This is a genomic window from Streptomyces sp. NPDC020742, assembly GCF_040641675.1.
In the GTDB taxonomy this organism is placed as follows: domain Bacteria; phylum Actinomycetota; class Actinomycetes; order Streptomycetales; family Streptomycetaceae; genus Streptomyces.
The window spans coordinates 717,477-742,342 of the sequence record NZ_JBFAEA010000001.1; the positions used below are offsets into that span (position 1 = coordinate 717,477).

26 protein-coding genes and 1 pseudogene are annotated in these 24,866 nt (G+C 70.5%); 16 read left to right on the forward strand and 11 right to left on the reverse strand.

Features of this window, described 5'->3' with window-relative positions; all coding sequences use genetic code 11:
- Positions 1-62 precede the first annotated feature (62 nt).
- Entirely contained in the window at positions 63-380 is a 318-nt protein-coding gene (locus AB0G84_RS03095; protein ID WP_361314598.1) for a hypothetical protein, read from the reverse strand.
- Entirely contained in the window at positions 380-688 is a 309-nt protein-coding gene (locus AB0G84_RS03100) for a hypothetical protein (RefSeq protein ID WP_361314601.1), read from the reverse strand. The genes AB0G84_RS03095 and AB0G84_RS03100 overlap by 1 nt, the downstream gene beginning before the upstream one ends.
- Before the next feature lie 513 nt (positions 689-1,201).
- Between AB0G84_RS03100 and AB0G84_RS03105 the strand changes: the two genes are divergently transcribed.
- Complete coding sequence (locus AB0G84_RS03105; RefSeq protein ID WP_361314604.1) at positions 1,202-1,918, forward strand: hypothetical protein; 717 nt, start codon at positions 1,202-1,204, stop codon at positions 1,916-1,918.
- Positions 1,919-2,085: 167 nt separating this feature from the next.
- Here AB0G84_RS03105 and AB0G84_RS03110 read toward each other — a convergent pair whose 3' ends face one another.
- Positions 2,086-3,765, reverse strand: coding sequence for a fumarate hydratase (locus AB0G84_RS03110; protein ID WP_361314607.1), 1,680 nt, complete (start codon positions 3,763-3,765; stop codon positions 2,086-2,088).
- Between the two features lie 250 nt (positions 3,766-4,015).
- Between AB0G84_RS03110 and AB0G84_RS03115 the strand changes: the two genes are divergently transcribed.
- Positions 4,016-4,834: a DUF1707 domain-containing protein gene (locus AB0G84_RS03115; RefSeq protein WP_361315123.1), complete on the forward strand. Its 819-nt coding sequence runs from the start codon at positions 4,016-4,018 to the stop codon at positions 4,832-4,834.
- Between the two features lie 285 nt (positions 4,835-5,119).
- Positions 5,120-5,479 (forward strand): WhiB family transcriptional regulator, encoded by a 360-nt coding sequence (locus AB0G84_RS03120; RefSeq protein WP_361314610.1) that lies wholly within the window; start codon positions 5,120-5,122, stop codon positions 5,477-5,479.
- Positions 5,480-5,571: 92 nt separating this feature from the next.
- On the opposite strand, the gene glpX is transcribed toward AB0G84_RS03120, so the two are convergent.
- Positions 5,572-6,603 (reverse strand): class II fructose-bisphosphatase, encoded by a 1,032-nt coding sequence (glpX, locus tag AB0G84_RS03125; RefSeq protein WP_361314613.1) that lies wholly within the window; start codon positions 6,601-6,603, stop codon positions 5,572-5,574.
- Between the two features lie 203 nt (positions 6,604-6,806).
- On the opposite strand from glpX, the gene AB0G84_RS03130 reads away from it, so the two are divergent.
- The gene (locus AB0G84_RS03130) at positions 6,807-7,343 is read left to right on the forward strand and encodes a DUF4245 domain-containing protein (RefSeq protein WP_361315125.1); all 537 of its coding nucleotides are present in this window, start codon (positions 6,807-6,809) and stop codon (positions 7,341-7,343) included.
- 135 nt (positions 7,344-7,478) lie between these two features.
- Here the strand turns inward: AB0G84_RS03130 and AB0G84_RS03135 are convergent, their stop codons facing one another.
- The 4 genes from AB0G84_RS03135 to AB0G84_RS03150 form a co-directional block, all read right to left on the reverse strand.
- Positions 7,479-8,072: a malonic semialdehyde reductase gene (locus tag AB0G84_RS03135; protein ID WP_361314616.1), complete on the reverse strand. Its 594-nt coding sequence runs from the start codon at positions 8,070-8,072 to the stop codon at positions 7,479-7,481.
- Positions 8,073-8,286: 214 nt separating this feature from the next.
- Positions 8,287-8,598, reverse strand: a complete 312-nt coding sequence (locus tag AB0G84_RS03140) for an exodeoxyribonuclease VII small subunit (protein ID WP_361314619.1) — start codon at positions 8,596-8,598, stop codon at positions 8,287-8,289.
- Between the two features lie 10 nt (positions 8,599-8,608).
- A complete protein-coding gene (xseA, locus tag AB0G84_RS03145) occupies positions 8,609-9,844 on the reverse strand; it encodes an exodeoxyribonuclease VII large subunit (RefSeq protein WP_361314622.1) in 1,236 nt (411 codons plus the stop codon).
- 44 nt (positions 9,845-9,888) lie between these two features.
- Positions 9,889-11,277, reverse strand: a complete 1,389-nt coding sequence (locus AB0G84_RS03150) for an APC family permease (RefSeq protein ID WP_361314624.1) — start codon at positions 11,275-11,277, stop codon at positions 9,889-9,891.
- Between the two features lie 83 nt (positions 11,278-11,360).
- On the opposite strand from AB0G84_RS03150, the gene AB0G84_RS03155 reads away from it, so the two are divergent.
- Positions 11,361-12,401 carry a 4-hydroxy-3-methylbut-2-enyl diphosphate reductase gene (locus AB0G84_RS03155; RefSeq protein ID WP_361314626.1) on the forward strand — a complete coding sequence of 347 codons (1,041 nt, stop codon included), beginning with the start codon at positions 11,361-11,363 and terminating at the stop codon, positions 12,399-12,401.
- Positions 12,402-12,455: 54 nt separating this feature from the next.
- Positions 12,456-13,208: pseudogene (gene ppgK / locus AB0G84_RS03160) on the forward strand (polyphosphate--glucose phosphotransferase); the annotation flags it as partial.
- Here the strand turns inward: ppgK and AB0G84_RS03165 are convergent.
- Positions 13,129-14,076, reverse strand: coding sequence for a DUF6542 domain-containing protein (locus AB0G84_RS03165; protein WP_361314629.1), 948 nt, complete (start codon positions 14,074-14,076; stop codon positions 13,129-13,131). The pseudogene ppgK and the gene AB0G84_RS03165 sit on opposite strands and share 80 nt — an antisense overlap.
- A 248-nt stretch (positions 14,077-14,324) precedes the next feature.
- Here AB0G84_RS03165 and ychF point away from each other — a divergent pair, with 248 nt between their 5' ends.
- From ychF to AB0G84_RS03185, 4 genes are all read left to right on the forward strand, one after another.
- Entirely contained in the window at positions 14,325-15,413 is a 1,089-nt protein-coding gene (gene ychF, locus AB0G84_RS03170; protein ID WP_361314631.1) for a redox-regulated ATPase YchF, read from the forward strand.
- A 316-nt stretch (positions 15,414-15,729) separates the two neighbouring features.
- The gene (locus AB0G84_RS03175) at positions 15,730-16,014 is read left to right on the forward strand and encodes a hypothetical protein (RefSeq protein WP_361314634.1); all 285 of its coding nucleotides are present in this window, start codon (positions 15,730-15,732) and stop codon (positions 16,012-16,014) included.
- Positions 15,996-16,409 carry a DNA-binding protein gene (locus tag AB0G84_RS03180; protein WP_361314637.1) on the forward strand — a complete coding sequence of 138 codons (414 nt, stop codon included), beginning with the start codon at positions 15,996-15,998 and terminating at the stop codon, positions 16,407-16,409. The genes AB0G84_RS03175 and AB0G84_RS03180 overlap by 19 nt, the downstream gene beginning before the upstream one ends.
- A gap of 210 nt (positions 16,410-16,619) precedes the next feature.
- Positions 16,620-17,036, forward strand: coding sequence for a hypothetical protein (locus AB0G84_RS03185; RefSeq protein WP_361314639.1), 417 nt, complete (start codon positions 16,620-16,622; stop codon positions 17,034-17,036).
- A 459-nt stretch (positions 17,037-17,495) separates the two neighbouring features.
- Here the strand turns inward: AB0G84_RS03185 and AB0G84_RS03190 are convergent, their stop codons facing one another.
- The gene (locus tag AB0G84_RS03190) at positions 17,496-18,032 is read right to left on the reverse strand and encodes a TetR-like C-terminal domain-containing protein (protein WP_361314642.1); all 537 of its coding nucleotides are present in this window, start codon (positions 18,030-18,032) and stop codon (positions 17,496-17,498) included.
- A gap of 151 nt (positions 18,033-18,183) precedes the next feature.
- On the opposite strand from AB0G84_RS03190, the gene AB0G84_RS03195 reads away from it, so the two are divergent.
- Positions 18,184-19,230, forward strand: a complete 1,047-nt coding sequence (locus AB0G84_RS03195) for an alpha/beta hydrolase (protein WP_361314645.1) — start codon at positions 18,184-18,186, stop codon at positions 19,228-19,230.
- An 81-nt stretch (positions 19,231-19,311) separates the two neighbouring features.
- Here AB0G84_RS03195 and AB0G84_RS03200 read toward each other — a convergent pair whose 3' ends face one another.
- Complete coding sequence (locus tag AB0G84_RS03200) at positions 19,312-20,061, reverse strand: PIG-L deacetylase family protein (protein ID WP_361314647.1); 750 nt, start codon at positions 20,059-20,061, stop codon at positions 19,312-19,314.
- Positions 20,062-20,443: 382 nt separating this feature from the next.
- Here AB0G84_RS03200 and AB0G84_RS03205 point away from each other — a divergent pair, with 382 nt between their 5' ends.
- From AB0G84_RS03205 to AB0G84_RS03225, 5 genes are all read left to right on the forward strand, one after another.
- A complete protein-coding gene (locus tag AB0G84_RS03205; protein WP_361314650.1) occupies positions 20,444-21,196 on the forward strand; it encodes a GntR family transcriptional regulator in 753 nt (250 codons plus the stop codon).
- A gap of 268 nt (positions 21,197-21,464) precedes the next feature.
- Positions 21,465-23,168 carry an APC family permease gene (locus AB0G84_RS03210; RefSeq protein ID WP_361314653.1) on the forward strand — a complete coding sequence of 568 codons (1,704 nt, stop codon included), beginning with the start codon at positions 21,465-21,467 and terminating at the stop codon, positions 23,166-23,168.
- 244 nt (positions 23,169-23,412) lie between these two features.
- Positions 23,413-23,592: an SPOR domain-containing protein gene (locus AB0G84_RS03215; protein WP_361314656.1), complete on the forward strand. Its 180-nt coding sequence runs from the start codon at positions 23,413-23,415 to the stop codon at positions 23,590-23,592.
- Between the two features lie 50 nt (positions 23,593-23,642).
- Positions 23,643-24,065: a (deoxy)nucleoside triphosphate pyrophosphohydrolase gene (locus tag AB0G84_RS03220; protein WP_361314659.1), complete on the forward strand. Its 423-nt coding sequence runs from the start codon at positions 23,643-23,645 to the stop codon at positions 24,063-24,065.
- A gap of 276 nt (positions 24,066-24,341) precedes the next feature.
- Positions 24,342-24,803, forward strand: a complete 462-nt coding sequence (locus AB0G84_RS03225; protein WP_361314662.1) for an ATP-binding protein — start codon at positions 24,342-24,344, stop codon at positions 24,801-24,803.
- The last annotated feature ends 63 nt before the right edge of the window (positions 24,804-24,866 follow it).

A 24,866-nucleotide genomic window follows, 5' to 3' on the forward strand; every position in this document is an offset into this window, starting at 1 on the left:
GAGGGCCCGACTCCGAAGAGCCGGGCCCCATGAGCGCACCGCTCAGTGGCGGCGCCGCGGCTTCAGCCCTTCCGGCACTTGTCGTACTGCTTCATGAGGACCTCGAACCCATGGTGCTCGTTGTCCGCCAGGGCGCCGTACTGCACGATCTTGCGCATGTCCGGGTGGGCCTTGCGCTTCTCCAGATCGATGAGGGTCGTGTACTTCCTGCTCAAGGTCTCGTGCCTATCTGCTTCCACCCGGTACTTGTCGCAGTTGCGGCCCTTCGCGGCCGCGGTCTTGGCCGGGGCGGCGGTGGCCGGGGCGACGCCGGCGAAGGTGATGCCGGCGACGGCGACGGCGCTGGCCGCCAGGGCGAGCGAGCGCTTCATCGTGCGCATCAGCCCTTCCGGCACTTGTTGTAGTCCGCGTGCAGCGCGTCGGCGGCGCGCACCTCGTACTTGATCTGCGCCTCGTACGCTTCGAGCTTGGCCGGGTCGGGGTGCGACTTGTGGGCTTCCGCCGCGTAGAGAGCCTGGAACTTGTCGGCCTCGTTCGCGTGCTTCTTCCACCTCAGCAGGTAGTCGTCGCAGTTGCGGCCCTTCGCGGCCGCGGTCTTGGCCGGGGCGGCGGTGGCCGGGGCGACGCCGGCGAAGGTGATGCCGGCGACGGCGACGGCACTGGCGGCAAGGGCCAGCGAGCGCTTCATTGTGCGCATGGTGCGGATTCCCCCATGGATGCGTTCATGAACTGACGGAGCGACATGCCGCTGGTCCGGCGACACGTAGCTCGAAAAGTCTAGCGATTGCGGGGAGTTGTCGACGGGTTCAGCCCTTCAGGCTGCACATGAACGGGTTCCAGGCCTGGCCGCCCTGAAGCAACTGTCCGGCCTGCTCGGCGTCCTGGAGGGCCTGCGGCCGGTTGCCCAGCGGGCGCTACGGGCCCGCCTGCCGTGACGTCAAAACTCCGTACTCGACCCGGAAACTCACCCCATGAGCGGATCGTGATCCGAATATGAGTGATGTGGCCAATTCTCATGGGGTGCCGATCGCAGCGGCGATCGATAGGTGCTGCGCGAGCGGCAGCACTTCCGTTCCGGCCGGTTCGGAGCCGATGTACACCCCTCGACGGGTGTCGCCTTCCCGGTACGGCCGTACCTGGAGTCGTGAACGGAATCGCAGGACGCAATCCGCACCTCAGGTGGAAGGCAAGGTAGGTAGAAATGAACGGACGACTGCGCAACGTTCTCCCGTCCAGCACGGGACGGCGGGCGAAGGCGGCCACGGTGGGAGCCCTGGCCCTCGCGGCGTCGCTGTGTCTGACCGTCGCCCCGGCGCACGCGGAGGGAGGCGGCTTCGGCAGCAGCGGGGGGCTCATGGGGTCGGCGGAGGGCGCATACGACCCGAGCCCCGGTCCCGACCCGATGGACGACCCTCAGAAGCGCGCTGACTTCCTCTCGACCTGCGGCGACAAGTGCACCATCACCAATGGCACGTTCGTCAGCGACGCGACTGAGGGTACGCCGGAGCGGGTATCGGAATTCCACGACACCTGCGCCGCCACCGGTTCCTTCAGCTACAAGGAGGAGGAGACCAATGGCAATGGCCTCGTCATCACCATGGGTCTGAAGGTTCCCGCCGTCAAGGGCGTGGAAGTCCTGCCGAAAATCGACTACAGCCAGGTCCACACCCAGACCACGGGCATCACCGACACGGTCAATCAGGACCAGCCCTACACCATCTACTGGCTGGACAAGGTTCCGATGACCCAGACCCTGCGGGGTAATTGGTCTTACGAAGGGGATTCCGTCAAGGGCCTCGCGGCGCGCGATTTCCCGGATGTCGAGGCCGATGTGACGTACACCGCCTTCCGGAAGCAGTCCCGCCCGATGACCGAAGAGGAGAAGGTCTCCCGCTGCGGTAACGCCAGCCCCTCCTGAGGGTGCCGGCCACCGAGCCCACCGCCCGCCTCTCCCTCTCCGTGGCGGGCGGTGGGCGTGCCATACGGGGAGCCCGGCGTCCTGAGCCCCTGGGCGGCGCTCTCCTGCCCCGCCCGCAGCAGCAGCCCCCCGGCGACGCCGGGGGGCTGAGGCGTTCAGGTGGCGACTCAGGCCAGGCCGGGACCCCGGACGGGGATGCTCGTGAACGTCGGTGCCGGGGCCGGGTCCTGGAAGAAGTCGTTGCCCTTGTCGTCGACCACGATGAAGGCCGGGAAGTCCTCGACCTCGATCTTCCAGACGGCTTCCATGCCGAGCTCCTCGTACTCCAGGACCTCGACCTTCTTGATGCAGTCCTGGGCCAGGCGGGCCGCGGGGCCACCGATGGAGCCGAGATAGAAGCCGCCGTGGGTGCCGCAGGCGTCGGTGACCTGCTGGGAGCGGTTGCCCTTGGCGAGCATGATCTTGGAGCCGCCGGCGGCCTGGAACTGCTCGACGTAGGCGTCCATCCGGCCCGCGGTGGTCGGGCCGAAGGAGCCGGAGGCGTAGCCCTCGGGGGTCTTGGCCGGGCCCGCGTAGTAGACCGGGTGGTTCTTGAGGTACTCCGGCATCTCCTCGCCGGCGTCCAGCCGTTCCTTGATCTTGGCGTGCGCGATGTCGCGGGCCACGACCAGCGTGCCGGTCAGCGAGAGCCGGGTCTTGACCGGGTGCTTGGTCAGCTCGGCCAGCACGTCGTCCATCGGCCGGTTGAGGTCGATCGCGATCGCGTCGAGGTCCGCGCCGGCGCCCTCGGTCAGCTCCTCGTCCGTCGTCTCCGGGAGGAAGCGGGCCGGGTCGGTCTCCAACTGCTCCAGGAAGACGCCCTCGGCGGTGATCTTCGCGACGGCCTGCCGGTCCGCCGAGCAGGAGACGGCGATGGCGACCGGGCAGGACGCACCGTGCCGCGGCAGGCGGACCACCCGGACGTCGTGGCAGAAGTACTTGCCGCCGAACTGGGCGCCGATGCCGATCTTCTGCGTCAGCTCGAAGACCTTCTCCTCCAGCTCGCGGTCGCGGAAGCCGTGGCCGGTGGGGGAGCCCTCGGCGGGCAGCTCGTCCAGGTAGTGCGCGGAGGCGTACTTGGCCGTCTTCAGGGCGTACTCGGCCGAGGTGCCGCCGACGACGATGGCCAGGTGGTACGGGGGACAGGCCGCGGTGCCCAGCGAACGGATCTTCTGCTCCAGGAACTTCATCATGGAGGCCTCGTTGAGGACCGCCTTGGTCTCCTGGAAGAGGAAGGACTTGTTGGCGCTGCCGCCGCCCTTGGCCATGAAGAGGAACTTGTAGGCGCCGCCGTCGGTCGCGTACAGCTCGATCTGCGCCGGGAGGTTGGAGCCGGTGTTCTTCTCGTCCCACATCGTCAGCGGGGCCATCTGCGAGTAGCGCAGGTTCAGCTGGGTGTAGGCGTCGAAGATGCCGCGGGAGAGCGCTTCCTCGTCGCCGCCCTCGGTGAGCACGTGCTGGCCGCGCTTGCCCATCACGATCGCGGTGCCGGTGTCCTGGCACATGGGCAGCACGCCCGCGGCGGCGATGTTGGCGTTCTTCAGCAGGTCCAGCGCGACGAAGCGGTCGTTGGCGCTGGCCTCGGGGTCGTCCAGGATCTTGCGGAGCTGGGCGAGGTGGGCCGGGCGCAGGTAGTGCGCAATGTCGTGCATCGCCTCGGCGGCCAGCTTGCGCAGCGCCTCCGGCTCGACCTTGAGGAACGTCCGGCCGTCGGCCTCGAAGGTGCTCACGCCCTCGGAGGTGACGAGGCGGTAAGGGGTGTTGTCCTCGCCCGTGGGCAGCAGATCGGTGTAGGCGAATTCCGGCATTTGAGGAAGATTCCTTACTCGGAGGGGTGTGGCTGGCTTCTACGGCAGCGCCTGAACAGCGTAGAACCCCGGCGCCCGGAGGCCGCTGTGAGGTGAGGCTCAGTGCTCGGCGGTGGCCCGGTGCGGCGCCCTCGCACCCCTGTTCCGATCCGACCCCGTTGAACCCTAGTCGCGATCTATCGCGTTTCGGTACGCTGTCGCCGTGGATGCAGACAACGGGGGACGACCGGGCCCCGAGACCCCGCCATCGGTGAACCTGACCAAGCCTGAACCCCGGACCCCGGGCGCGCCGGTGGCCGAGGCCGACATCCGGGCGTCCGACGCGGACCGCGACCGGGTCGCGGAGATCCTCCGGGAGGCGCTCGCGGCGGGCCGGCTGGACCCCGAGGAGCACGCCGAGCGGATCGACGTGGTCTACCGCGCCAAGACGATGGGCGAGTTGGAGCCCGTGGTGCGTGACCTGCCGACCGTGACCGGCGGCGCGAGCGGGCCGGCGCCGTACGCCCGTGGGCCCGGTGCGCCGATGCCGGCCCAGAGCCTCGTCGCGGTCTTCAGCGCCTCGGTCCGCAAGGGCCGCTGGCAGGTCCCCTCCCGGATCAACGCCGTGGCGATCTTCGGCACCGTGGAGATCGACCTGACCGAGGCGGTCTTCCCGCAGCAGGAGATCCAGATCAACGTCACGTCGATCTTCGGCAGTGTGGACATCCGGGTCCCGGAGAACGTCACCCTGCGCAGCAGCGGCTCCGGCGTACTGGGCAGCTTCGAGATCGAGACCCATGAGGCGGAGGACGGCAACGCCCCGCACGTCCAGGTCAACGGCTTCGCCCTGCTGGGCAGCGTGGAGGCCAGGCCCAAGCGTGGCGCCTGGGTCCGCGATCTGCGCGACCGGCTGCGCGGCGGCCACCGTGAGCTGCGCGAGGGTCTGCTCGAGGGGCACCGTGAGCTGCGGGAGCAGCTGCGCGAGGAGCGCCGCGAACGCCATCAGCAACGGCGCGAGGAGCACCGGGAGCTGCGAGAGCGGCTGCGTGCGGAGCGCCGGGACCACCGGGACCGCTTCCGCAAGGGGTGAGGCCGGGACCGCTCCGGGCGGCCGGGCCGGCGGCGGCCGGGAAGGCGGCGGGCGAGAAGGCAGCGGGCGGGCGGGGGCGCACGGAACGCGGTGGAACGAAAGGCGATTGTCGCCTCGTCACCCTGTCGCGTTTCCGCACGATCGCCACGGTGTGCATAAGCGTGCGTACAGCGGGTAGGGCTGGTGCATCGTCTCTCGTACGGCTGCGGGGTGCGGAATGAAGCCGTGCGCAGCGAGACGGGCAAGGGTGAATTCTCGCGCCGAAGCCGTCGTCAGGAGTAGACCGTGCTGCTACCGCATCAGCCTGTGCAGGATGCCGCTGCCGTTCCGTCCCCGCGAGTGTCCGCACGCGATGAGGCCGGCCCCTGGCATTCGGAGGCGGTGTGCCGCCGGGACGAAGCCGGGCTGTTCTTCGCCCCGTCCAAGGAGCCGACCGCCGCGCGGCTGGCCAGAGAGGAAGCCGCGAAGCGGGTCTGCGCCCGCTGTCCCGTGATGGTCGAGTGCCGGGAGCACGCGCTGCTCCAGCCGGAGCCGTACGGCGTCTGGGGCGGGCTGACGGCGGCCGAGCGCCGGGTCGTGTTGACCCGGCGGCGGCGCCGGGAGGTCGAGCTCCAGCGTGCGGCCCATGTGCCCGCGGCCGGCTGACCGTCCGCACCGCGGTCCGTATGGGCCACTTCGCCCCCGCCGGAGAGTCTCCGACGGGGGCGAAGTGCGTGACCGGGCGGGCCGCCGCGGCGTCAGCTAGGGCGCTCGAAGTCCACCGAGCTGTAGGCGCGCAGCTTGGACAGCCGGTGCTGGGAGTCGATCTGCCGGATCGTGCCGGACTTGGAGCGCATCACCAGGGACTGGGTGTAGGCGTTCTCGGCGCGGTACCGCACCCCGCGCAGCAGCTCGCCGTCGGTGATGCCGGTGGCGACGAAGAAGACGTTGTCGCCGCTGACCAGGTCGCCGATCTCCAGCACCTTGTCCAGGTCGTGCCCGGCGTCCAGGGCGCGCTGCCGCTCCTCGTCGTCCTTGGGCCACAGCTTGCCCTGGAAGGCGCCGCCCATGCACTTCAGCGCACAGGCCGCGATGATGCCCTCGGGCGTACCGCCGATGCCCAGTAGCAGGTCCACGCCGGTGCCCTCGCGGGCCGCCATGATCGCTCCGGCGACATCGCCGTCGGCGATGAACTTGATCCGTGCGCCCGCCTCCCGGACCTCCTTGACCAGGCCGTCGTGGCGGGGCCGGTCCAGGATCACCACGGTGACGTCCTCGACCGCGGACTTCTTCGCCTTGGCGATCCGCTTGATGTTCACCGCCACCGGCGCGGTGATGTCGACGAAGTCCGCCGCCTCCGGGCCCGTGGCGATCTTGTCCATGTAGAAGACCGCGGACGGGTCGAACATCGAGCCGCGCTCGGCCACCGCCATCACGGACACCGCGTTCGCCATGCCCTTGGCGGTCAGCGTCGTACCGTCCACCGGGTCCACGGCCACATCGCACTCCGGGCCGGTCCCGTCGCCCACGCGCTCGCCGTTGTAGAGCATCGGGGCGTTGTCCTTCTCGCCCTCGCCGATGACCACGACGCCGTTCATCGAGACGGTGTGGATCAGGGCGCGCATGGCCTTGACCGCAGCACCGTCCGCGCCGTTCTTGTCACCCCGCCCCACCCAGCGGCCCGATGCCATGGCACCGGCCTCGGTGACCCGGACGAGTTCCAGGGCGAGGTTGCGGTCCGGAGCCTCCGGACTGACCTCGAGTTGGGACGGGAGATGATGCTCGGACATCGAGCGCACCTTTCTGTACGGCGACGGCCGCGGAGGATGAGGGTAGGTATGACCTTATCCGGCGCCCGCCAAAATGAGCAGTGGGCCCTACGCATGAGCGGTCGGCGGGCCGATGTGGCGGGGCATCTGCGCTGGTGACGCCCGTCACCAGGGGGCATGTCGGAGTCGCCGCGGGCATGGGGGACCATAGGGGCGTGGCAGGTATGCGAGGCAGGCAAACGGTGCGGGACATGGTCCTGTCGCTGGCGGTGATCGGCGTTCTGGTCGGGGCGATCTACATCTTCATCCCGCACAACGACAGCGCCGACGCGGAGCGGAGCGCGGTCAAGGCGGTCGACTACCGCGTCGAGCTGATCACGGCCCGGCGGGCGGCGCCGTACGCGGTCGCCGCGCCCGAGGGGCTGCCGAAGACCTGGCGCGCCACCTCGGTCTCGTACAAGGCGAGCGACGACGGCAAGGGCGGCGCCTGGCACCTGGGCATGCTCGACCCCGAGCAGCAGTACGCGGCCGTCGAGCAGAGCGATGCGCCGGCCCGGAAGTTCATCCAGGACGTCACGCTCGGGGCCACCAAGACCGAGGGCAAGCAGGCCGTCGGCAGCAAGAAGTGGGACCGCTACAAGGGTGACAAGTACCAGGCGCTGGTCCACGAGGAGTCGGGCGTGACCACGGTGGTCACCGGCACCGCACCGTACGGGCGGCTCGCCGACCTGGCAGCCGCCCTGGTGGCGAAGAAGGGCTGAGCGCACGACGCGTACGAAGCTGAGCGCACGACGCGTACGAACGCATACGAACACGTACGAACGCGTACGAACGCGTACGAAAGGGCCGCCGCACCGACCGGTGCGGCGGCCCTTTCGTACGCGGGCGGCGCGGGCTCAGACCGTGGCGACGGCCTCGTCGAAGGTCAGCCGCGGCGAGCGGGGGAAGAAGGCGTCGGCGCCCGGCTTGCCGATGTTGACGATCAGGAACGACTTCTGCTTGCCGTCGCCGAAGAACTCCTTGTCGACGCCGGTGAAGTCGAAGCCGGTCATCGGGCCGGCGGCCAGGCCGGCGGCGCGGATGCCCACGATGAAGTAGCCGGCCTGCAGCGTGGCGTTCTGGGTGCCCGCGGCCTCGCGGACGGCGGCCTCGGAGAAGAAGGTGTCCTTGATGCCCGGGGCGTGCGGGAAGAGCTGCGGCAGCTTCTCGTGGAAGTCCAGGTCCACCGAGAGGATCGCGGTCAGCGGGGCGGTCAGGGTCTTCTGGCCGTTGGCGCCCATGGCGTGGGCGGTCAGGCGCCGGCGGGCCTCCTCGGAGCGGACCAGGGTGATCCGCAGCGGGGTCTGGTTGAAGGCGGTCGGGCCGTACTTCACCAGGTCGTAGATCGCCTGGACCTGCTCGTCCGTCACCGGCTCGTCCGTGAACGTGTTGGCGGTCTGGGCCTCGCGGAAGAGGAGGTCCTGGGCGGCGGCGTCAAGGGCGAGAGACATAAGGGGCACCTCGGTGATCGGGGGGTCACGGTCGCTACCACCCTAAGCGAGATAGATTAAGTTTCAACTAAATCTGGGTGATTGTGGCACGGCTCACAGGATCTTCCGGGGTGGGTCCGGGACGGTTCCGGGGACGGCGGCGGGCCCGGCCGGAGCGCTCACGGCCCCGGCCGGGCCCGCCGTCCGCTCTCCGGCCGCGTCCCTGGCCGCGTCTTCAGCTGCGTCCCTGACCGCGCCCGGCGTCGGCCTCCACCTCGTCCGGCTCCGCCAGCGCCGCGTCCAGCCGGGCCCGGGCGCCGTCCAGCCAGCGCCGGCAGACCTTCGCCAGCGCCTCACCGCGCTCCCACAGGGCCAGGGACTCCTCCAGCGTCGTGCCGCCCGCCTCCAGGCTGCGGACGACCTCGATCAGCTCGTCCCGCGCCTGCTCGTAGCCGAGCGTGGAGTCCACCGGCGCCACCTGAGCCGGCGCCCCGGCCGCCCCGCCCTGCTCCGCGTCCACCGCGCCGTCCGTCTTCGCCTTCGCCATGTCTCCCACCCTATGCAGGGGGTGTGACGGCGCCGGTCGCGCCGCCCACCCGCACTCTGAACTCGCCCTCGGCCACCCGCGCCCGCAGCTCCTCGTCCGGGGCGACCTCGTGCGGGGAGCGCACCGCCGCCCCGTCCGGCTTCTGCAGCACCGCATAGCCGCGGTCCAGCGTTGCCTTGGGGGAGAGCGCCACCACCCGCGCGAGGGTGTGCACCAGTTCCGAGTCGGCCCGGTCCAGCAGATGTCCCAACGTCCGCCGGCCGCGCTCCAGCAGGGCCGTGACCTGCTCCGCCCGCTCCTCGACCATGCGGTGCGGACGCTCCATGCACGGCCGGTGCAGCGCCGCGGCCAGGCCCCGCTCCTCCCGTTGCAGCATGCCGTCGACCGCGCGCAGCGCCCGCTCCCGCAGCTGCCGCACCCGGGCCAGCTCCTCGCCGACGTCCGGCACCACCTTCTTCGCCGCGTCCGTCGGCGTCGAGGCTCGCAGATCCGCGACCAGGTCCAGTAGCGGGGTGTCCGGCTCGTGCCCGATCGCCGAGACCACGGGGGTCCCCGCCGCGGCCACCGCCCGGATGAGCTGCTCGTCGGAGAACGGCAGCAGATCCTCCACGCTGCCGCCGCCGCGCGCCACGATGATCACGTCCACCTCGGGCAGCGCGTCCAGCTCCTGCACCGCCGCGATCACCTGCGGCACCGCGTGCACCCCCTGCACCGGCACATTGCGCACCGCGAAGCGGACGGCCGGCCAGCGGTGCCGGGCGTTCTCCAGCACGTCCCGCTCCGCGGCGCTGGCCCGGCCGCAGACCAGCCCGATCAGCTGCGGCAGGAACGGCAGCGGCTTCTTGCGGTCCGCCGCGAACAGCCCCTCCGCGGCCAACGACTTCTTCAACTGCTCCAGCCGCGCGAGGAGTTCACCCACCCCGACCGGCCGGATCTCGGCGGCCCGCAGCGACAGCTGCCCGCGCGGCGCGTACCACTCGGGCTTGGCGTGCACCACCACCCGGGCGCCCTCGCTGATCACGTCGGCGACCCTGTCGAAGACCTGGCGGTAGCAGGTCACGCTGAGCGAGATGTCGTACGACGGGTCGCGCAGGGTCAGGAAGACCACCCCCGCCCCGGGCCGCCGTGAGAGCTGGGTGATCTGCCCCTCCACCCACACCGCGCCGAGCCGGTCGATCCAGCCGCCGATGAGCCGGGACACCTCGCCGACCGGGATCGGCGTTTCCGGGGACGTTGAGACAGCCATACGAGCGAGACTAGCGGCGGCCACCGACAGCGGCGCCCGCCCCGTCACCGCCCCGGTGCGCCACCGGCCCGCGCCCGCCGTCCGTACTGCCACGCCAATACCACCAGCCCCAGGGCCAGCCAGCCCGCGCCCACCGTCCGGGCGGTCGGCGAGGCCGCCGCGATCACCGCGACCACCACCGCGAGCCCCAGCAGCGGCACCACCAGATGCCGCACCAGGCTCCGCTCGGGTGGCCGCCCACGGACCAGGAACCAGCCGGTCACCGACGCGTGCAGCAGCGCGAACGCGGCCAGTGCGCCCACGTTCACCAGCGACGAGAGCTGGTCGAGCCCGTCGTCCCGCCGGGCCGCCCACACCGCCGCCACCAGCGTCACCGCCGCCGCCCCCAGCAGCGCCCGGCGCGGCACCCCGCTGCCCCCGTCCACCCGCGCCAACGCCCCCGGCAGCCGCCGGTCGCGGGCCATCGCGAACAGCAGCCGCCCGGCCGCCGCCTGTCCCGCCAGCGCCGCGAACGCCGCCCCGATCGCCTTGCTCGCCGCCACCAGTGTCTTCAGCCACACCCCCACCGCGGCCTGCGCCGTCGTGTAGAAGGCCGTCCCCTGCTCGCCCGGCCGCGCCGCCAGCCGGGCCGCCGGCATCGGGGCGAGCAGCGCCGCCAGATACGTCTGCACCGCGAACAGCACCCCGGCCACCACCAGGCAGGTGAGCAGGGCCCGGGCCACCCGCCGCGCGCCGCCCGCGGACTCCTCGGCGAACGCCGCGATCGCATCGAAGCCCAGGTACGACAGCACCGCCACCGACACCGCCGAGAGCACCGCGCCCACCGAGAAGCCGCCCTCGCCGGTGAACGGCGCCGTCCAGCTCCGCTCCGCCCCGTGCGCGGCCAGGGCCCAGGCCGCGGCCACCACGAAGACGGCCAGCACCGTGATCTCCATCGCCAGCACCGCGAATCCGACCCGGGCCGCGGCCCGTACGCCCCACAGGTTCAGCAGCGTGGTCACCACCACCGCGACCGCCGTCCACACCCACCGGTGCACCGACGGCACCAGCGCCTGCAGCGCGATCCCGGAGAACAGGTACGCCACCGCCGGGATCAGCAGGTAGTCCAGCAGCGCCAGCCACCCGGCGACGAACCCCGCGCCCTCGCCCAGCCCAGCCCGCGCATAGGCGTAGACCGACCCGGCCCGCGGGACGACCTGCACCATCTGGGCGTACGAGTACGCCGTGCAGGCCATCGCCACGGTCGCCACCGCGTAGACGGTGGTGACCGCGCCGTGCGACCGGGCCTGGAGCGCCCCGAAGATGCCCACCGGCGCCATCGGGGCGATGAACAGCAGCCCGTAGACCAGCAGGTCCCGGAACGTCAGCGTCCGCCGCAGCGACCCCGGCCGTGCCTCCCCGCCCGTCGTCCCGGTCCGCCGCAGCGAGCCCATCCCAGCCTCCTCGGTCCGTTCCGCCCCAGTGTCGGCCTGGGTGCGATCTTCGGCGGTGGAGGCACGGCCTTACGATGGACCGCATGACTGCTACGCCCAGCCCGTCGCCCGCCACCGCCCCGGGTGGAGACGCTTCGCGTCGCCGTGACAACCGCAAGGTCCTGCTCGCCGCCCCCCGTGGCTACTGCGCGGGCGTGGACCGCGCCGTGATCGCCGTCGAGAAAGCCCTTGAGCAGTACGGCGCCCCCGTCTACGTACGCCACGAGATCGTGCACAACAAGTACGTCGTGAAGACCCTGGAGAAGAAGGGTGCGATCTTCGTCGACGAGACGGAGGAGGTGCCCGAGGGCAACATCGTCATCTTCTCCGCGCACGGCGTCGCCCCCGTCGTCCACGAAGAGGCCAAGCGCGGCAAGCTGGCTACCATCGATGCCACCTGCCCGCTGGTCACCAAGGTCCACAAGGAAGCCGTCCGGTTCGCCAAGGAGGACTACGACATCCTCCTGATCGGCCACGAGGGCCACGAAGAGGTCATCGGCACCAGCGGTGAGGCCCCCGACCACATCACGCTCGTCGACGGGCCCGACGACGTCGCCAACGTCGAGGTCCGCGACCCGGACAAGGTCGTCTGGCTCTCCCAGACCACGCTCTCCGTCGACGAGACCATGGAGACCGTGGACGCCCTCAAGGGCCGCTACCCCAACCTCCTCTCCCCGCCCAGCGACGACATCTGCTACGCCACCCAGAACCGTCAGACCGCGGTCAAGCAGATGGGCGCCGAGGCCGACCTGGTGATCGTCGTCGGCTCCAAGAACTCCTCGAACTCGGTACGCCTGGTCGAGGTGGCGCTGGGCGCCGGCGCCCGCGATGCCCACCTGGTCGACTACGCCGAGGAGATCGACGAGGCCTGGCTGGAGGGCGTCGCCACGGTCGGTGTCACCTCCGGCGCTTCGGTCCCCGAGATCCTCGTCGAGGGCGTCCTGGACTGGCTCGCCCAGCGCGGCTACGAGGACGTGGAGACCATCACCGCCGCCGAGGAGTCCATCCACTTCTCGCTCCCCAAGGAGCTCCGCCGCGATCTGCGGGCCGAGGCCAAGTCGGCCGTGGAGTCCACCGAGAGCTGAACCGGTTCTGCCGTCCCCCGGGCGGGCGGGCCCGGGGCGCCCTAGCCTTTTCCCATGAGGGTCTTCGGTGTGGACATCGGCGGATCGGGCATCAAGGGTGCCCCGGTAGATCTGGAGCGGGGCGCCCTCGCGGAGGAGCGCCACAAGGTGCTGACCCCGGACCCGGCCACCCCCGACGCGGTCGCCGACTGCGTCCAGCAGGTCGTGACGCACTTCGGGTGGTCGGGGCCGGTCGGGGCAACCTTCCCCGGGGTGGTCACCGGCGGTACGACCCGTACCGCCGCAAACGTCGACAAGGGCTGGATCGACACCGATGCCGCCGCACTGCTCGCCGGCCGACTGGGCGGCGAGGCCGGCGGCTGCCCGGTGACCGTGCTCAACGACGCGGACGCGGCCGGCCTGGCGGAGATGCGCTTCGGCGCCGGCCGCGGCCGGTCCGGCACGGTCATCCTCTTGACCCTGGGCACCGGCATCGGCAGCGCCGTCTTCATTGACGGCCGCCTCGTCCCCAACACCGAGCTGGGCCACCTGGAGCTGCACGGCCACGAGGCCGAGAAGCGCGCGTCCACCAAGGCCAAGGAGGATCACGAGCTCAGCTGGCAACAGTGGTCCCACCGGGTCAAGAAGTACCTCGCCCATCTGGAGATGCTCTTCTCGCCCGAACTGTTCGTGATCGGCGGCGGCGTCTCCCGCAAGGCGGACAAGTTCCTGCCGCTGATCGAAGGCATCAAGGCCGAGATCGTGCCGGCTCGGCTTCAGAACAACGCGGGGATTGTCGGGGCCGCGATGGCGGCGTACGCCGCTCGGGCTGGCGAGCCACCTGCCGCGGACGCTTCCCCGGTCGTGGCCGCACCCGCCCGGCAGACCGCGCCGGCCGGCCGTCCTGCGGACCGTGCGGCCCGCCCTGCGGTCGAGTCGCCGGTCGGCTGGCCCGACGCCGGGCGATGAGCGCGGCCTTCCGGACCAGCGCGATCAGCGCACAGATCAGCGTGCCCGCGTAGAGCCAGCCGGCGTTCAGCGCCAGGACGGCGAAGACCCCCATCGCCAGCCCGCCGAAGCCGTCCCCGCCGTGCTGCACCGGCACCGCGCCCAGCGTGAACGCGATCGGCAGGGTGGCCGGCGCGCAGACCAGGTCGTAGGGCCTGACCCACAGTGCCGTGCCCACGCTCACCACCAGGAAGAACGCGCCGTAGACGGGCAGCACCCCGCCGAGGAGCAGCCGGTCCAGATACCCGAAGGCCAGCAGCGTCAGGGTCGCGAGCAGCCAGCAGCCCAGGCCGGTGAGCTTGGCGGACGGCATCCGGCCCACCAGGCCGGCGGGCTCGGCGGGTTCCGGGGCGCGCGGGGGGCGCGGGCGCCGTACGGCCGGGGGCGGGGCGTCGTCCGGTGGGGCCGGGGCGCGCCGCGGCGCCCGGGCCGGTACGGACGCGGGGGTGGGCCCGCGGGTGGCCCCGGCCGGTGCCGGGCCGCGCGTCGGGGTGTGCACCGATGCGGGCGCGGGCGCGGACACCGGGACGGAGGCGAACCCGGAGGCCCGCATCGCGGTGAGGAAGGCGTCGTCGGGGTCGATGGCGGGGGCCTCGGCGGGGCGCGGAAGCCGGGTTCCGGTATCCGTGACCGGGCCCGGGGACCACGGCGGACCGTGCTGGTTCGTGCGCGCTTCGTGTTGCTCCACCCGGCAACGGTAGGCCGCTAAGTGGGATTAACCGGTTACGGGACACGCGCTTTGTTCCGACCTTGGGACTCCGTTCGGCCCCCGGCCCGGTGGGCGGGTCCGGTCCGCCCGCTCCCGGTGGCGGCCGGTTGCCGCCGCCCGCCCCGTAGACTGGTGGATCGGCTCTCCCAGGACGGCATCCACCGTACGGATCCGCTCCCGGAGCGCTCGCCCACCCACCACCACCCTTCGGAAGTCGAGTCGCCACCGTGTCGCTCACGATCGGAATCGTCGGTCTGCCGAATGTCGGCAAGTCGACCATGTTCAACGCCCTGACCAAGAACGACGTGCTGGCGGCCAACTACCCGTTCGCCACCATCGAGCCGAACGTCGGCGTCGTCGGGGTCCCCGACCCCCGCCTCGCCAAGCTCGCCGAGATCTTCTCCTCCCAGAAGGTCCTCCCGGCCACCGTGGACTTCGTCGACATCGCCGGCATCGTCCGGGGCGCCTCCGAGGGCGAGGGCCTGGGCAACAAGTTCCTGGCGAACATCCGGGAGTCCGACGCGATCTGCCAGGTCATCCGCGCCTTCAAGGACGAGAACGTCGTCCACGTCGACGGCAAGGTCTCGCCCAAGGACGACATCGAGACCATCAACACCGAGCTGATCCTCGCCGACCTGCAGACCATCGAGAAGGTCCTGCCGCGTCTGGTCAAGGAGTCCCGGATCAAGAAGGACGTGGCCCCGAAGGTCAAGGCCGTCGAGGCGGCCAAGGCCATCCTGGAGGAGGGCAACACGCTCTTCTCCCAGGGCATCCTTCAGGGCTCCGAGAAGGCCGAGCTCCTGCACGACCTGCACCTGCTCACCACCAAGCCGTTCCTCTACGTCTTCAACGTCGACGAGGACGAGCTGACCGACGAGGCCTTCAAGGACGAGCAGCGCGCCCTGGTCGCCCCCGCCGAGGCGATCTTCCTCAACGCCAAGCTGGAGGCCGACCTCGCCGAGCTCGACGAGGAGGAGGCCCTGGAGCTCCTCCAGTCCGTCGGCCAGGACGAGCCGGGCCTGGCCACCCTCGCCCACGTCGGCTTCAACACGCTGGGCCTGCAGACCTACCTGACCGCCGGCCCCAAGGAAACCCGCGCCTGGACCATCAAGAAGGGCGCCACCGCCCCCGAGGCCGCCGGTGTCATCCACACCGACTTCCAGAAGGGCTTCATCAAGGCCGAGGTCATCTCCTTCGACGACCTCGTCGAGACCGGCTCGGTCACCGACGCCCGCGCCGCCGGCAAGGCCCGCATGGAGGGCAAGGAGTATGTGATGCAGGACGGGGACGTGGTGGAGTTCCGGTTCAACGTGTAGTGGGTGACGTACCGCCACATCGCTGATCTGGCAAACATGCAGGTCAGGGAGGGTCCGGCTCTTCGGAGTCGGGCCCTTAGCTTTTTCCCGTGCTGGGATAGCTGACCCCTAGTCACCTGTCATCACCCCTGCTCATCCCTACCGTGCCGGGATCGTGCTGGGATGGGATGAGGGTGCCCGTGCTGGGTTTCGGGCAGCGATCCCCCGATGTGACAGGCGGGCGGGTGGGGCCCATCCGCACGACTTCTTTACGGCTCCGGGGCCCGTGCAGATTCGATCCGTGGCGCTTTTCCTACTCGTTTGACACACTCAAGGTATGGGTGAGACGACGTACAGCATCGGGGAAGGCCCGGCGACGCGGGTGAGCCTGTCGCTGCCGGAGGGGACCGCGGAGGCGATCCGGGCGCGGGTGGGCAAGCGGGAGTTCTCCGCGTTCATCGCCGAGGCGGTCGAGCGTGAGTTGCGCGGGCAGGTCCTGGACGAGTACCTGGCGGATTACGAGAGCCGCAAGGGGCCGGTTTCCGAGCCGGCTCGTCAGCGGGCGCGGCAGGTCTTCGACGAGGTGTTCGCTGAGGAGGGCGAGTGGCCCGCCGCAAGCTGAGTCACGAGGGGACGCTGGTCCTCGACAGCGAAGGGCTCTCGAAAACGCTTGCCGACGACGAGCAGGTGGTTGCGCTGGTCGCCGAGGCACGCTCGCGCGGTATGGAGGTCGTGATCAGCTCTCTCACCATCATCGAGGCCGTCCACGCCCGTACGAACAAGTCACGCCTGAATTGGGTGCTCTCCGGGCTGCGCGTAGTCCCGGTGGGCGACGGGGAGGCGAGGGCGGCCTCGAAGCTGCTGATGGATGCCGGTTTGCACGGGCACAAATATGCGATCGATGCGGCGGTCGCCGAGGCTGCGCTGCGGCAGCACCGCCCCGTGGTCGTGTTGACCTCCGATATCGATGACATGGTCAAACTCTGCGGCGATCGTGTCCGGCTCGTGGCGGTGTGATCTCCCTGCGTCCTCGGTGTTAACGGGCAGGGTTCTGTGGCGCCGGATCAGGATTCGGAGAAGGCCGGGCCGACGACTCTCCGGACGGTAAGAGTGAGCTCGGCGGCGAGCTCCTGGAAAGCCTGTCGCGAGTCATCAACTGCGTGCTATAGCTGATGAGTCACGACACATGGCGTCACGAGATCGTCCCGCGTCTTCCAGGGGGAATGTGTGGACCCGCAGATTGTCGCAGTCGCCGGCGCGGCTGGCACCGCCATCGTTTCAGCGATGGCTACGGATGGCTGGCAGCGCGCGAGGGACGGCGTCGTAGCGCTCTGGCAACGGTTCCGGCCCGAGTCCGCCGACTCGATCCTTGAGGATTTTGAGGAGAACCGGAGGGTTCTCCTCAATTCTCTCCAAGCGGGTGATGAACATACGCACGCCGCGCTCGTCGCTGCATGGAACGGGTACCTGCTCGGGTTACTCGTCGCACAGCCTCAGGCTCTTGACGCCCTCAGACACCTCAACGCGGTGCTCGCGCAAGAGAACACCAGCGGTGCTCCACCCGTCCTGAACATGACCGCCAATGCAAGCGGCAACGGGCAGGTGTTCCAGGCCGGGCGCGACCAGAGGATCACCCAGTCGTGACTCTGCCCAGTCATGACGGAGAGATGAACGAGCCCTGGTCGATGTGGGCCGACGCCTCCGATGAGTCCCAGGTACATCAGGCCGGTAGAGATCAGCACTTCGTCCAGAACCACTACCACTTCGACGTAGCGACACCTCGCGTCCGCGAGACGGTTCAGGATGATGACGACGATGGCGAGTATGTCTTCTACATGGGGCCGTGGCACATCCCGGTCACGGTTCTGCTCTATCTACTTGCCCCGGTGCCATTGCTCGTAGGCGGCACCAGTCTGCAACTTGTCTTCGAGGCTGAGCCCGGACCTTCAACCTGGTGGGTCATGGTCTACACGGCATGCACCATGATCGTTAGCGTGTCCATTGAGGTCATCATGCTGAACAAGGCACTTCTCCGCAGCCCGTGGAGTTTCAGCGCCGACACATATGTCAGGGCTCTTCACGGTCTTGCCGCTGCCGGGCTCTTCATCTATTCGTTGATCCGATCCCCGGGTGAAGCCGGAAGTATTGGACGCCTCGCCCTTGATTGTGCGGAGGTTCTGGGACCGTTGTAGCACCAGCTTTCCGGGCGATCGGCGGCAACGGTGACCGCATGTGCAAGACGGTCCATACGAAGTCCACCAGCGGTGCCGCATCGTGGTCGAAGGCCGCCTCGAAGTCCGGCAGTTCGTCGACTTGGGTGCTGAGATAGCGGAGGATCAGGGGGCCGATCACGGTCTTCAGCATGAGCGGTGAAGTGGCCTCTTCCGCGAGTTCGCCACGCTGCACTGCGCGACGCTGGATCTCCGTATCGCCCAGGCTCTCCATCCTCCGCAAGTCTGCGATCGCCTGTCCGAACAGCTCGGGATAGATCTTGGCCTCCACCGCCGTCCGGAGGCACACCAGGCCCAAAGGCCCGAGGAACGTCTCCCGCAGGACCTGGGGCGCGGCAAGGAGGTCACCGCGCAGCGATCCGGTGTCGGGGACCTCGAGCCGGGACTGCTGTGAGGCCAGCGCGGACACGGCGTTGATGCTCGACCTGGGGCGCCGGCCGCCCTCGGCGTGATGCGCGCTCACTCAAAGGCGGCTTCTCCAATTCTGATGCAGAAACGGGGCGTTCGGCATCCTTTCTGGGGATGATCTTGGGCGGTTTTTGGGCGCCTAGCGTGGACGCATGACTCAGGACACGGGCACGGCGGACGGGGCGGACGTGACGGACAGGACGAGCACGGCGGACGGGGCGGACGTGATGGACGAGGCGGGCAGGGACCTGGTGTGTGTGGCGGGGGACGGGGTGGAGCTGGCCGTCCGGGACTACGGCGGGGCGGGTACCGCGGTGCTGTTGCTGCACGGGGCGGGCCGGACGCTGGCGGACTGGGCGCGGGTCGCGCCGCTGCTGGCCGCGGGGCACCGGGTGCTGGCGATGGATCTGCGCGGGCACGGCAGGTCGGGGGACGGGGCGATGCCCTGGACGTTCGAGGTGGCCGTGGCCGATGTCGCGGCGGTGCTGGCGGCCTGCGGGGCGCCGGAAGCGGTGGTGGTGGGGCACTCGATGGGCGGCATGGTGGCCGCCCTCTGCCTGGAGCGGCTGGCCGGCACGCCGGCCGCGGTGAACCTCGACGGGCACGGGATGGGCCGGCCGGAGCAGTACGTGGGGCTGGAGCCCTCCTATGTGCGGGAACGGCTGGCGGAGGTACGGCAGTTCGCCGAGGAGGCGGGTGGACGGACCTTCGAGGCAGATGCGTTGGAGGGGGTGCTTGCCTATGAGACCGGTATGGGAGCGGAGTTGGGCATTCCCCCGGAGCTGATGGCGGCCGGGGTGCACCGGGCGCTGGCGGAGACCGCGGACGGCCGGCTGTTCCGCCGGCCGGGGCGCCGGCCGGCGAGGGAGGTGCAGGCGGCGATGGCGGGGATCGACCTGTTCGCGCTGTACCGGCGGGTCTCCCGGCCGCTGCTGATCGCCCGTGCGCTGCGGCCGAACCCGCCGGTGCCGGGCGTGCCGCCGTGGGTCGACGAGCTGATGGCGGCGTACGTCGAGGGGCTGCGGCGTGACCTGGCGGAGCTGGCGCGGACCCGGCCGGGGGTGCGTGTCGCGGGGGTGGACGGGACGCATGCCATGGTGCTGGAGCGTCCCGCGGAGGTCGCGGACCTGGTGGCCGGGTTCGTGGCCGGGGCGGTGGGGCCGGGCACAGGGGGCGCGCGGCCGGGCCCGGGCGCCTGAGGCGCCGCCGGGCAGGAGGGCCGTAGCGAAGGGCTGTAGCGGAGGGCTGTAGCGGAGGGCCCTATGGGGAGGCCCGCGCCGCTACCGGGGGAACAGCTGGAACAGCGTGGCCGGGCGCCCCCGGTAGCGCTCACCCCCGTTGCGGAGCATCTGCTCGATGAAGGTACGGGCGTAGGCGCGCGGGTCCAGGTCGGTGCCGCGCAGCCCGTTGATGTACGCGCCGTGCGCCGCCAGCGAGGCCACCGCCCGGTCGATGCCGGGCCCGACCTCGGCGGCATGGGTGGGGTGGGGGGAGCCCGCCACGGCTACCCAGCGGACGCCGTTCCAGGGGGCCAGCCCCTTGGTGTCGACGAGCTCGGGGAAGATCCAGCGGTTGCCGGCGTCGCTCGCCGCGTCCAGGACGGCGCGCCCCACCACCCGGTGGTCCCGGCTGTTCCAGCGCACCCCGCCCCAGGTGTCGTGGTGGTTGAGGGTGATCAGGAGCTCGGGCCGGTGGCGCCGAATGGCCGCCGCCAGGTCGCGGCGCAGCGCCGTACCGGCATCGATGGTGCCGTCGCGGTGGTCGTCGAGGAACTCGACGGTGTGGACGCCGACGAGCGCGGCGCCGGCCCGCTGCTCGGCCTCGCGGACCCGTGCGCACTCGGCCGGCGGCAGCCCGTCGATGCCGGCCTCACCTCGGGTGACCAGCAGGTAACTGACCTCGCGGCCGGCAGCGGTCCACTCGGCGATCGCGGCCGCGGCGCCGTACTCCAGGTCGTCGGGGTGGGCGACGACGGCGAGGGCCCGCTGCCAGTCCTTGGGCATGGGGGAGAGGTGGGGTTCGGCGGGCATGTGCCTGGTTCCCTTCCTGCGTCCGGTTCCGTGCCGGGCTCTCCGGCGGGCTGTCGGTGCTTCGAGTGGCCGCGGTGGCTGCGGGTGGGTGTGGTGGGGCCGGCGACGGTGAGCCTTCGCACGGGGTTCGCGGCCGGTACCGGTTCGTCCCGTTTGGGGTGGTCTGTGTGCGTGACGATCGTGTCATGCAGGAGCGGTGCTGACGCGGAGGCGGAGCGTGCGGTGCGGGTGAGGCGGGCGGGCGGGGGCGACGGGCCGGGGTGCGCTCCAGAGGGACCTGAACTGGGTTTCATCACATCAGGTGAATATCTGGCCCAAGCTTGCGAGTGGCCACGCGCGGTTGCCACGCTGCTGCTGACTGTCAAGCTGTTGGGAGGGGCACGTGCCTTTCGGTGAGCAGCCCGCGTACCTCCGCGTCGCCGGTGACCTGCGCCAGAAGATCGTCAACGGGGTGCTGCCGCCGCACACCCGCCTCCCCTCCCAGGCCCGGATCCGCGAGGAGTACGGCGTCTCGGACACCGTCGCGCTGGAGGCGCGCAAGGTGCTGATGGCCGAAGGGCTGGTCGAGGGCCGGTCCGGGTCGGGCACCTATGTGCGCGAACGTCCCGCCCCGCGCCGGATCGCCCGTGCCGGCTTCCACGCCGCCGGTGGCTGTACGCCCTTCCGGCAGGAGCAGACCGACGAGCGGGTGCGCGGCACCTGGGAGTCGAACAGTGAGCAGGAGGCCGCGAGTTCCACGGTCGCCGCCCGGCTGCGGATCCTGCCGGGCGCCCGGGTGATGCGCACCCGCTATGTCTTCCGGGCCGAGGGGGAGCCGGCGATGCTCTCGACGTCCTGGGAGCCGCTGGAGGTGACCGGGCGGACGCCGGTGATGCTGCCCGAGGAGGGGCCGCTGGCGGGGCGCGGGGTGGTCGAGCGGATGGCGGCCATCGACGTGGTGGTGGACAACGTCGTCGAGGAGGTCGGGGCGCGGCCCGCGCTGGCCGAGGAGGCGATGGCGCTGGGCGGGGTGCCGGGGCATGCGGTGCTGGTGATCTCCCGTACGTACTGCGCGGGCGGGCGGGCGGTCGAGACGGCCGATGTCGTCACGCTCGCGGACCGCTACCGGGTGGCCTACCACCTGCCGGTGAAGTAGTCGCAGAGCCCTTCCGCTTGTCCTCCGTGCGGGCATTTTCCTGCTCCGTGCGCGTGCGCGAGACGCCACGACTTCAGCCTTGGTTCTCGGACAGGTGTCCATTTTGCGGTAATTCGATGGCAAAAAATGGCTGAAACCTTGTGTTGGATAACTCACAGAGCCTCAACTGACCGGCTTTTTTAGGCAGGTGTGGGAAGCCGACACTTCGAATCGCTCTTACGATGGCGAAGTTTGTGCACGGCACGGGGGAAGACCAGGAGACCAGCACGTGAGCACGACGAAAACCTCGAGTGCGGAGCAGGGTTCACACTCGCACTACCGTCGGTCCCTCGGGACCATCGCCCTGACCGCCACTGGTCTCGGGTCCATCATCGGTTCCGGCTGGCTCTTCGGAGCCGAGCGGGCCGCCGCCATCGCCGGTCCGGCCGCCATCTGCGCCTGGATCATCGGCGCCCTCGTGGCGCTGACCATCGCGCTGACCTACTCGGAACTCGGTGCGATGTTCCCGAAGGCCGGCGGCATGGTCCGTTACGGCCAGTACTCGCACGGCTCGCTCGCCGGCTACCTCGCCGCCTGGGCCAACTGGATCGCGATCGTCTCGGTGATCCCCGGCGAGGCCACCGCCTCCGTCCAGTACATGAGCTCCTGGGACTACGGCTGGGCGCACGCGCTCTACGACGGCAAGGAGCTGACCGGCACCGGCGTCGGTCTCGCCAGCGTCCTGCTGGTCTTCTACTTCTTCCTCAACTGGTTCGCGATCTCGCTGTTCGCGAAGACCAACACCGCGATCACGGTCTTCAAGGTCGTGGTGCCGGCGCTGACCGCCACCGCGCTGATGGCCGCGCACTTCGACACCAGTAACGTCACCAGCCACGGCGGTTTCACCCCCAACGGCTGGAGCTCGGTCTTCACCGCCGTCGCGGTCTCCGGCATCGTCTGGGCCTACAACGGCTTCCAGTCGCCGCTGAACCTCGCCGGTGAGGCCCGTAACCCCGGCAAGTCGCTGCCCAAGGCGGTCGTCTCGTCGATCCTGATCGCGCTGGTCATCTATGTCGCGCTGCAGGTCGCGTTCCTGATGGCGGTCCCCGGCGACAAGCTGACCGCCAACGGCGGCTGGGCCAGCCTCGGCTTCAACTCCCCGCTCGCCGACCTCGCGGTGGCCTGGGGCCTGAACTGGCTGGCGCTGCTGCTGTACGCGGACGCCTTCATCTCGCCGTCCGGCACCGGCATGATCTACGCCGCCACCACCTCCCGCATGATCCACGGCGTGCAGGAGAACGGCCACCTGCCCCGGATCTTCGGCAAGGTGGACAAGAAGACGGGTGTGCCGCGCCCCGCGCTGCTGCTCAACCTCGCGATCGCGTTCCTCTTCCTCGCGCTCTTCCGCGGCTGGGGCTCGCTCGCCGAGATCGTCTCGGTCGCCACGGTGATCTCGTACATCACCGGCCCGGTCGCGGTGATGTCGCTGCGCCGCATCGCCCCGGACCTCAAGCGCCCGGTCAAGCTGCGGGCCATGCCGGTGATCGCGCCGATCGCCATGATCTTCGGCTCGCTGGTCCTGTACTGGGGCCGCTGGCCGCTGACCGGCAAGGTCATCCTGATCATGGCCGCCGGTCTGCCGGTCTGGGCCTGGTACGAGATCGGCAAGCCGCTGACCCAGGGCCGCAAGCCGTGGTCCGGGCTCCGTCCGCACCTGAAGGCCGGTGCCTGGATGGTGGCCTATCTGCTGGTCATGGCCGCCGTTTCGTACGCCGGCGGCAAGGAGTTCGGCGGTAAGGGCTATGTGCCCGAGGGCTGGGACATCCTCCTGGTCGCGGCGATCGGCCTGGCCTTCTACTTCTGGGGCGTCCGCAGCGCCTGGCGCAACCCGTCCCTGGTGGAGGCCGAGGCCGAGATCCGTGCGGCCGACGAGGCCGACGAGGCGGACGACGCCGGGGAGGCCGAAGGCGCCAAGGCGTCCGTCGGCGCCTGATCCGACGGCGTACACCGCCTCGCCAGACAGAGAGCGACCGCCCGCCACAGGGCGCGAACCGGCCACTCGCGGGCCACTTCCGGTAGGAGGAAGTCCGCGGGTGGCCGGTTCGGTATCTCTTTGTGTAAATCCATATCCGTTGAGTGAAGGTCGGGCGTACGCTCGGGCATATGCGGATTGGGATTTCGGCCTCAGCAGGGGAGGGGCGCGTGACGGCGCGCTGTGCGGCGGACGGAGGGGCGCAATGACCGACGGTGGAGCCGTACTGCCCTGGCTCGTCATCCGCCAGGACGAAGGCGGCAACCGGTACCGCGTCGGTCGCTATGCCACCCGGGCGGAGGCGGAGCGGGTGGCCGACCGGCTCGACACCCGTGGCCGCGGGCAGCTTTACGTGGTCGAGCGGGTCGGCCGTACGGCGCCCTGAGGGGCCGCGGGAAGAAGCGGGACGGGAGCGGGGGACGTAGGCTGCCGCGCATGACGACGGTGCGCGTAGTGGTGGGCGGAGCGGTGTGCGAGGGCGGGCGGCTGCTGGCCGCACGGCGCAGTGCACCGCCCGCGCTGGCCGGCCGCTGGGAGCTGCCGGGCGGCAAGGTGGAGGACGGCGAGACGCCCGAACGGGCGCTGGAGCGCGAACTGCGCGAGGAGCTGGGCGTCGAGGCGGCGGCCGGCGAGCGGATCCCGGGCGAGTGGGTGCTGCGGCCGGGCTACGTCCTGCAGGTGTGGACGGCCCGGCTGGTGTCCGGGGTGCCGCAGCCGCTGCAGGACCACGACGAGCTGCGCTGGCTGCGCCCCGGTGAGGAGCAGCAGGTCGACTGGCTGGACCAGGACCGCCCCGCGGTGGCCGAGGCGATGCGCCGGCTGGCCGCGGCGGCCGCGATGCCGGGCATGCGGCACTAAGCCCTGTCGCCCGAGTTGCCGGGGTCCCGCCGAAGTGACCCGAGTGACCTGAGCCCGCCGGGTGCGCACGGTCGCCCCGCTTGCGCGCGGTGTGTCCGGCCGGGCCTGCCGCGTACGCCCGCCCGCTCACCGGAGCTTGTGGAACGTTGCCTTCCCCATATAAGCCATTTGTGCCACAGTGCACCGTTGAAGGCGGTACTTCAGCCTCGAATTCGGGTATGTCCAGATTGACCCCATCGGTGTGGTCAGTCCGACGGGGATGCCACGGTCTGGGATGTGATCGGCGTGAGCGACAGCGCAGCGGCAGGGGTCCCGGAGTCCGCCTCCCACCAGGTCCGCAAGCGCGGTACGACCACCGGTTCAGCGGTCGCCGAATGGAGTTTCCCGGCCGAGCCCGACGCGGTGCGCACCGCCCGCACAGTGGTCCGCCGGGTGCTGGTCGACTGGGGACTGAACGGCGCCGCCGATGTGGCCGTACTCCTGGTCAGTGAGCTCGTCACCAACTCGCTGCGCCATGCCAGCGGGCCGATCGGGGTCCGTATGGTGCTGTTGGGTGCCGGCGGGCTGCTCGTTGAGGTCTCCGATCCGCTGCCCGACCCGCCGCAGGAGCGCACCGCCGCCCCCGATGACGAGGGAGGGCGCGGATTGCAGCTGGTCGCATGCAGTTCGCGCCGCTGGGGGACCCGGCGCGGAAAGAGTGGCAAGACAGTGTGGTTCGAGCTGTCGGTGGCTGGTTAGGAGACAGGTGGAGTCCTGATCGTTGCCATTTCATCGACATTCTGTTGATGGCCTGCGATCGAG

Bases quoted from the DNA above. Each gene is read 5' to 3' on its own strand.
- AB0G84_RS03195 (WP_361314645.1), top strand. From the start codon at position 18,184: ATGACTCAGGACACGGGCACGGCGGACGGGGCGGACGTGACGGACAGG.
- AB0G84_RS03110 (WP_361314607.1), bottom strand. From the start codon at position 3,765: ATGCCGGAATTCGCCTACACCGATCTGCTGCCCACGGGCGAGGACAAC.
- AB0G84_RS03155 (WP_361314626.1), top strand. From the start codon at position 11,361: ATGACTGCTACGCCCAGCCCGTCGCCCGCCACCGCCCCGGGTGGAGAC.
- AB0G84_RS03140 (WP_361314619.1), bottom strand. From the start codon at position 8,598: ATGGCGAAGGCGAAGACGGACGGCGCGGTGGACGCGGAGCAGGGCGGG.
- AB0G84_RS03100 (WP_361314601.1), bottom strand. From the start codon at position 688: ATGAAGCGCTCGCTGGCCCTTGCCGCCAGTGCCGTCGCCGTCGCCGGC.
- glpX (WP_361314613.1), bottom strand. From the start codon at position 6,603: ATGTCCGAGCATCATCTCCCGTCCCAACTCGAGGTCAGTCCGGAGGCT.
- AB0G84_RS03105 (WP_361314604.1), top strand. From the start codon at position 1,202: ATGAACGGACGACTGCGCAACGTTCTCCCGTCCAGCACGGGACGGCGG.
- AB0G84_RS03130 (WP_361315125.1), top strand. From the start codon at position 6,807: ATGCGAGGCAGGCAAACGGTGCGGGACATGGTCCTGTCGCTGGCGGTG.
- AB0G84_RS03215 (WP_361314656.1), top strand. From the start codon at position 23,413: ATGACCGACGGTGGAGCCGTACTGCCCTGGCTCGTCATCCGCCAGGAC.
- AB0G84_RS03175 (WP_361314634.1), top strand. From the start codon at position 15,730: ATGGGTGAGACGACGTACAGCATCGGGGAAGGCCCGGCGACGCGGGTG.
- xseA (WP_361314622.1), bottom strand. From the start codon at position 9,844: ATGGCTGTCTCAACGTCCCCGGAAACGCCGATCCCGGTCGGCGAGGTG.
- AB0G84_RS03220 (WP_361314659.1), top strand. From the start codon at position 23,643: ATGACGACGGTGCGCGTAGTGGTGGGCGGAGCGGTGTGCGAGGGCGGG.
- AB0G84_RS03095 (WP_361314598.1), bottom strand. From the start codon at position 380: ATGCGCACGATGAAGCGCTCGCTCGCCCTGGCGGCCAGCGCCGTCGCC.
- AB0G84_RS03135 (WP_361314616.1), bottom strand. From the start codon at position 8,072: ATGTCTCTCGCCCTTGACGCCGCCGCCCAGGACCTCCTCTTCCGCGAG.
- AB0G84_RS03200 (WP_361314647.1), bottom strand. From the start codon at position 20,061: ATGCCCGCCGAACCCCACCTCTCCCCCATGCCCAAGGACTGGCAGCGG.
- AB0G84_RS03150 (WP_361314624.1), bottom strand. From the start codon at position 11,277: ATGGGCTCGCTGCGGCGGACCGGGACGACGGGCGGGGAGGCACGGCCG.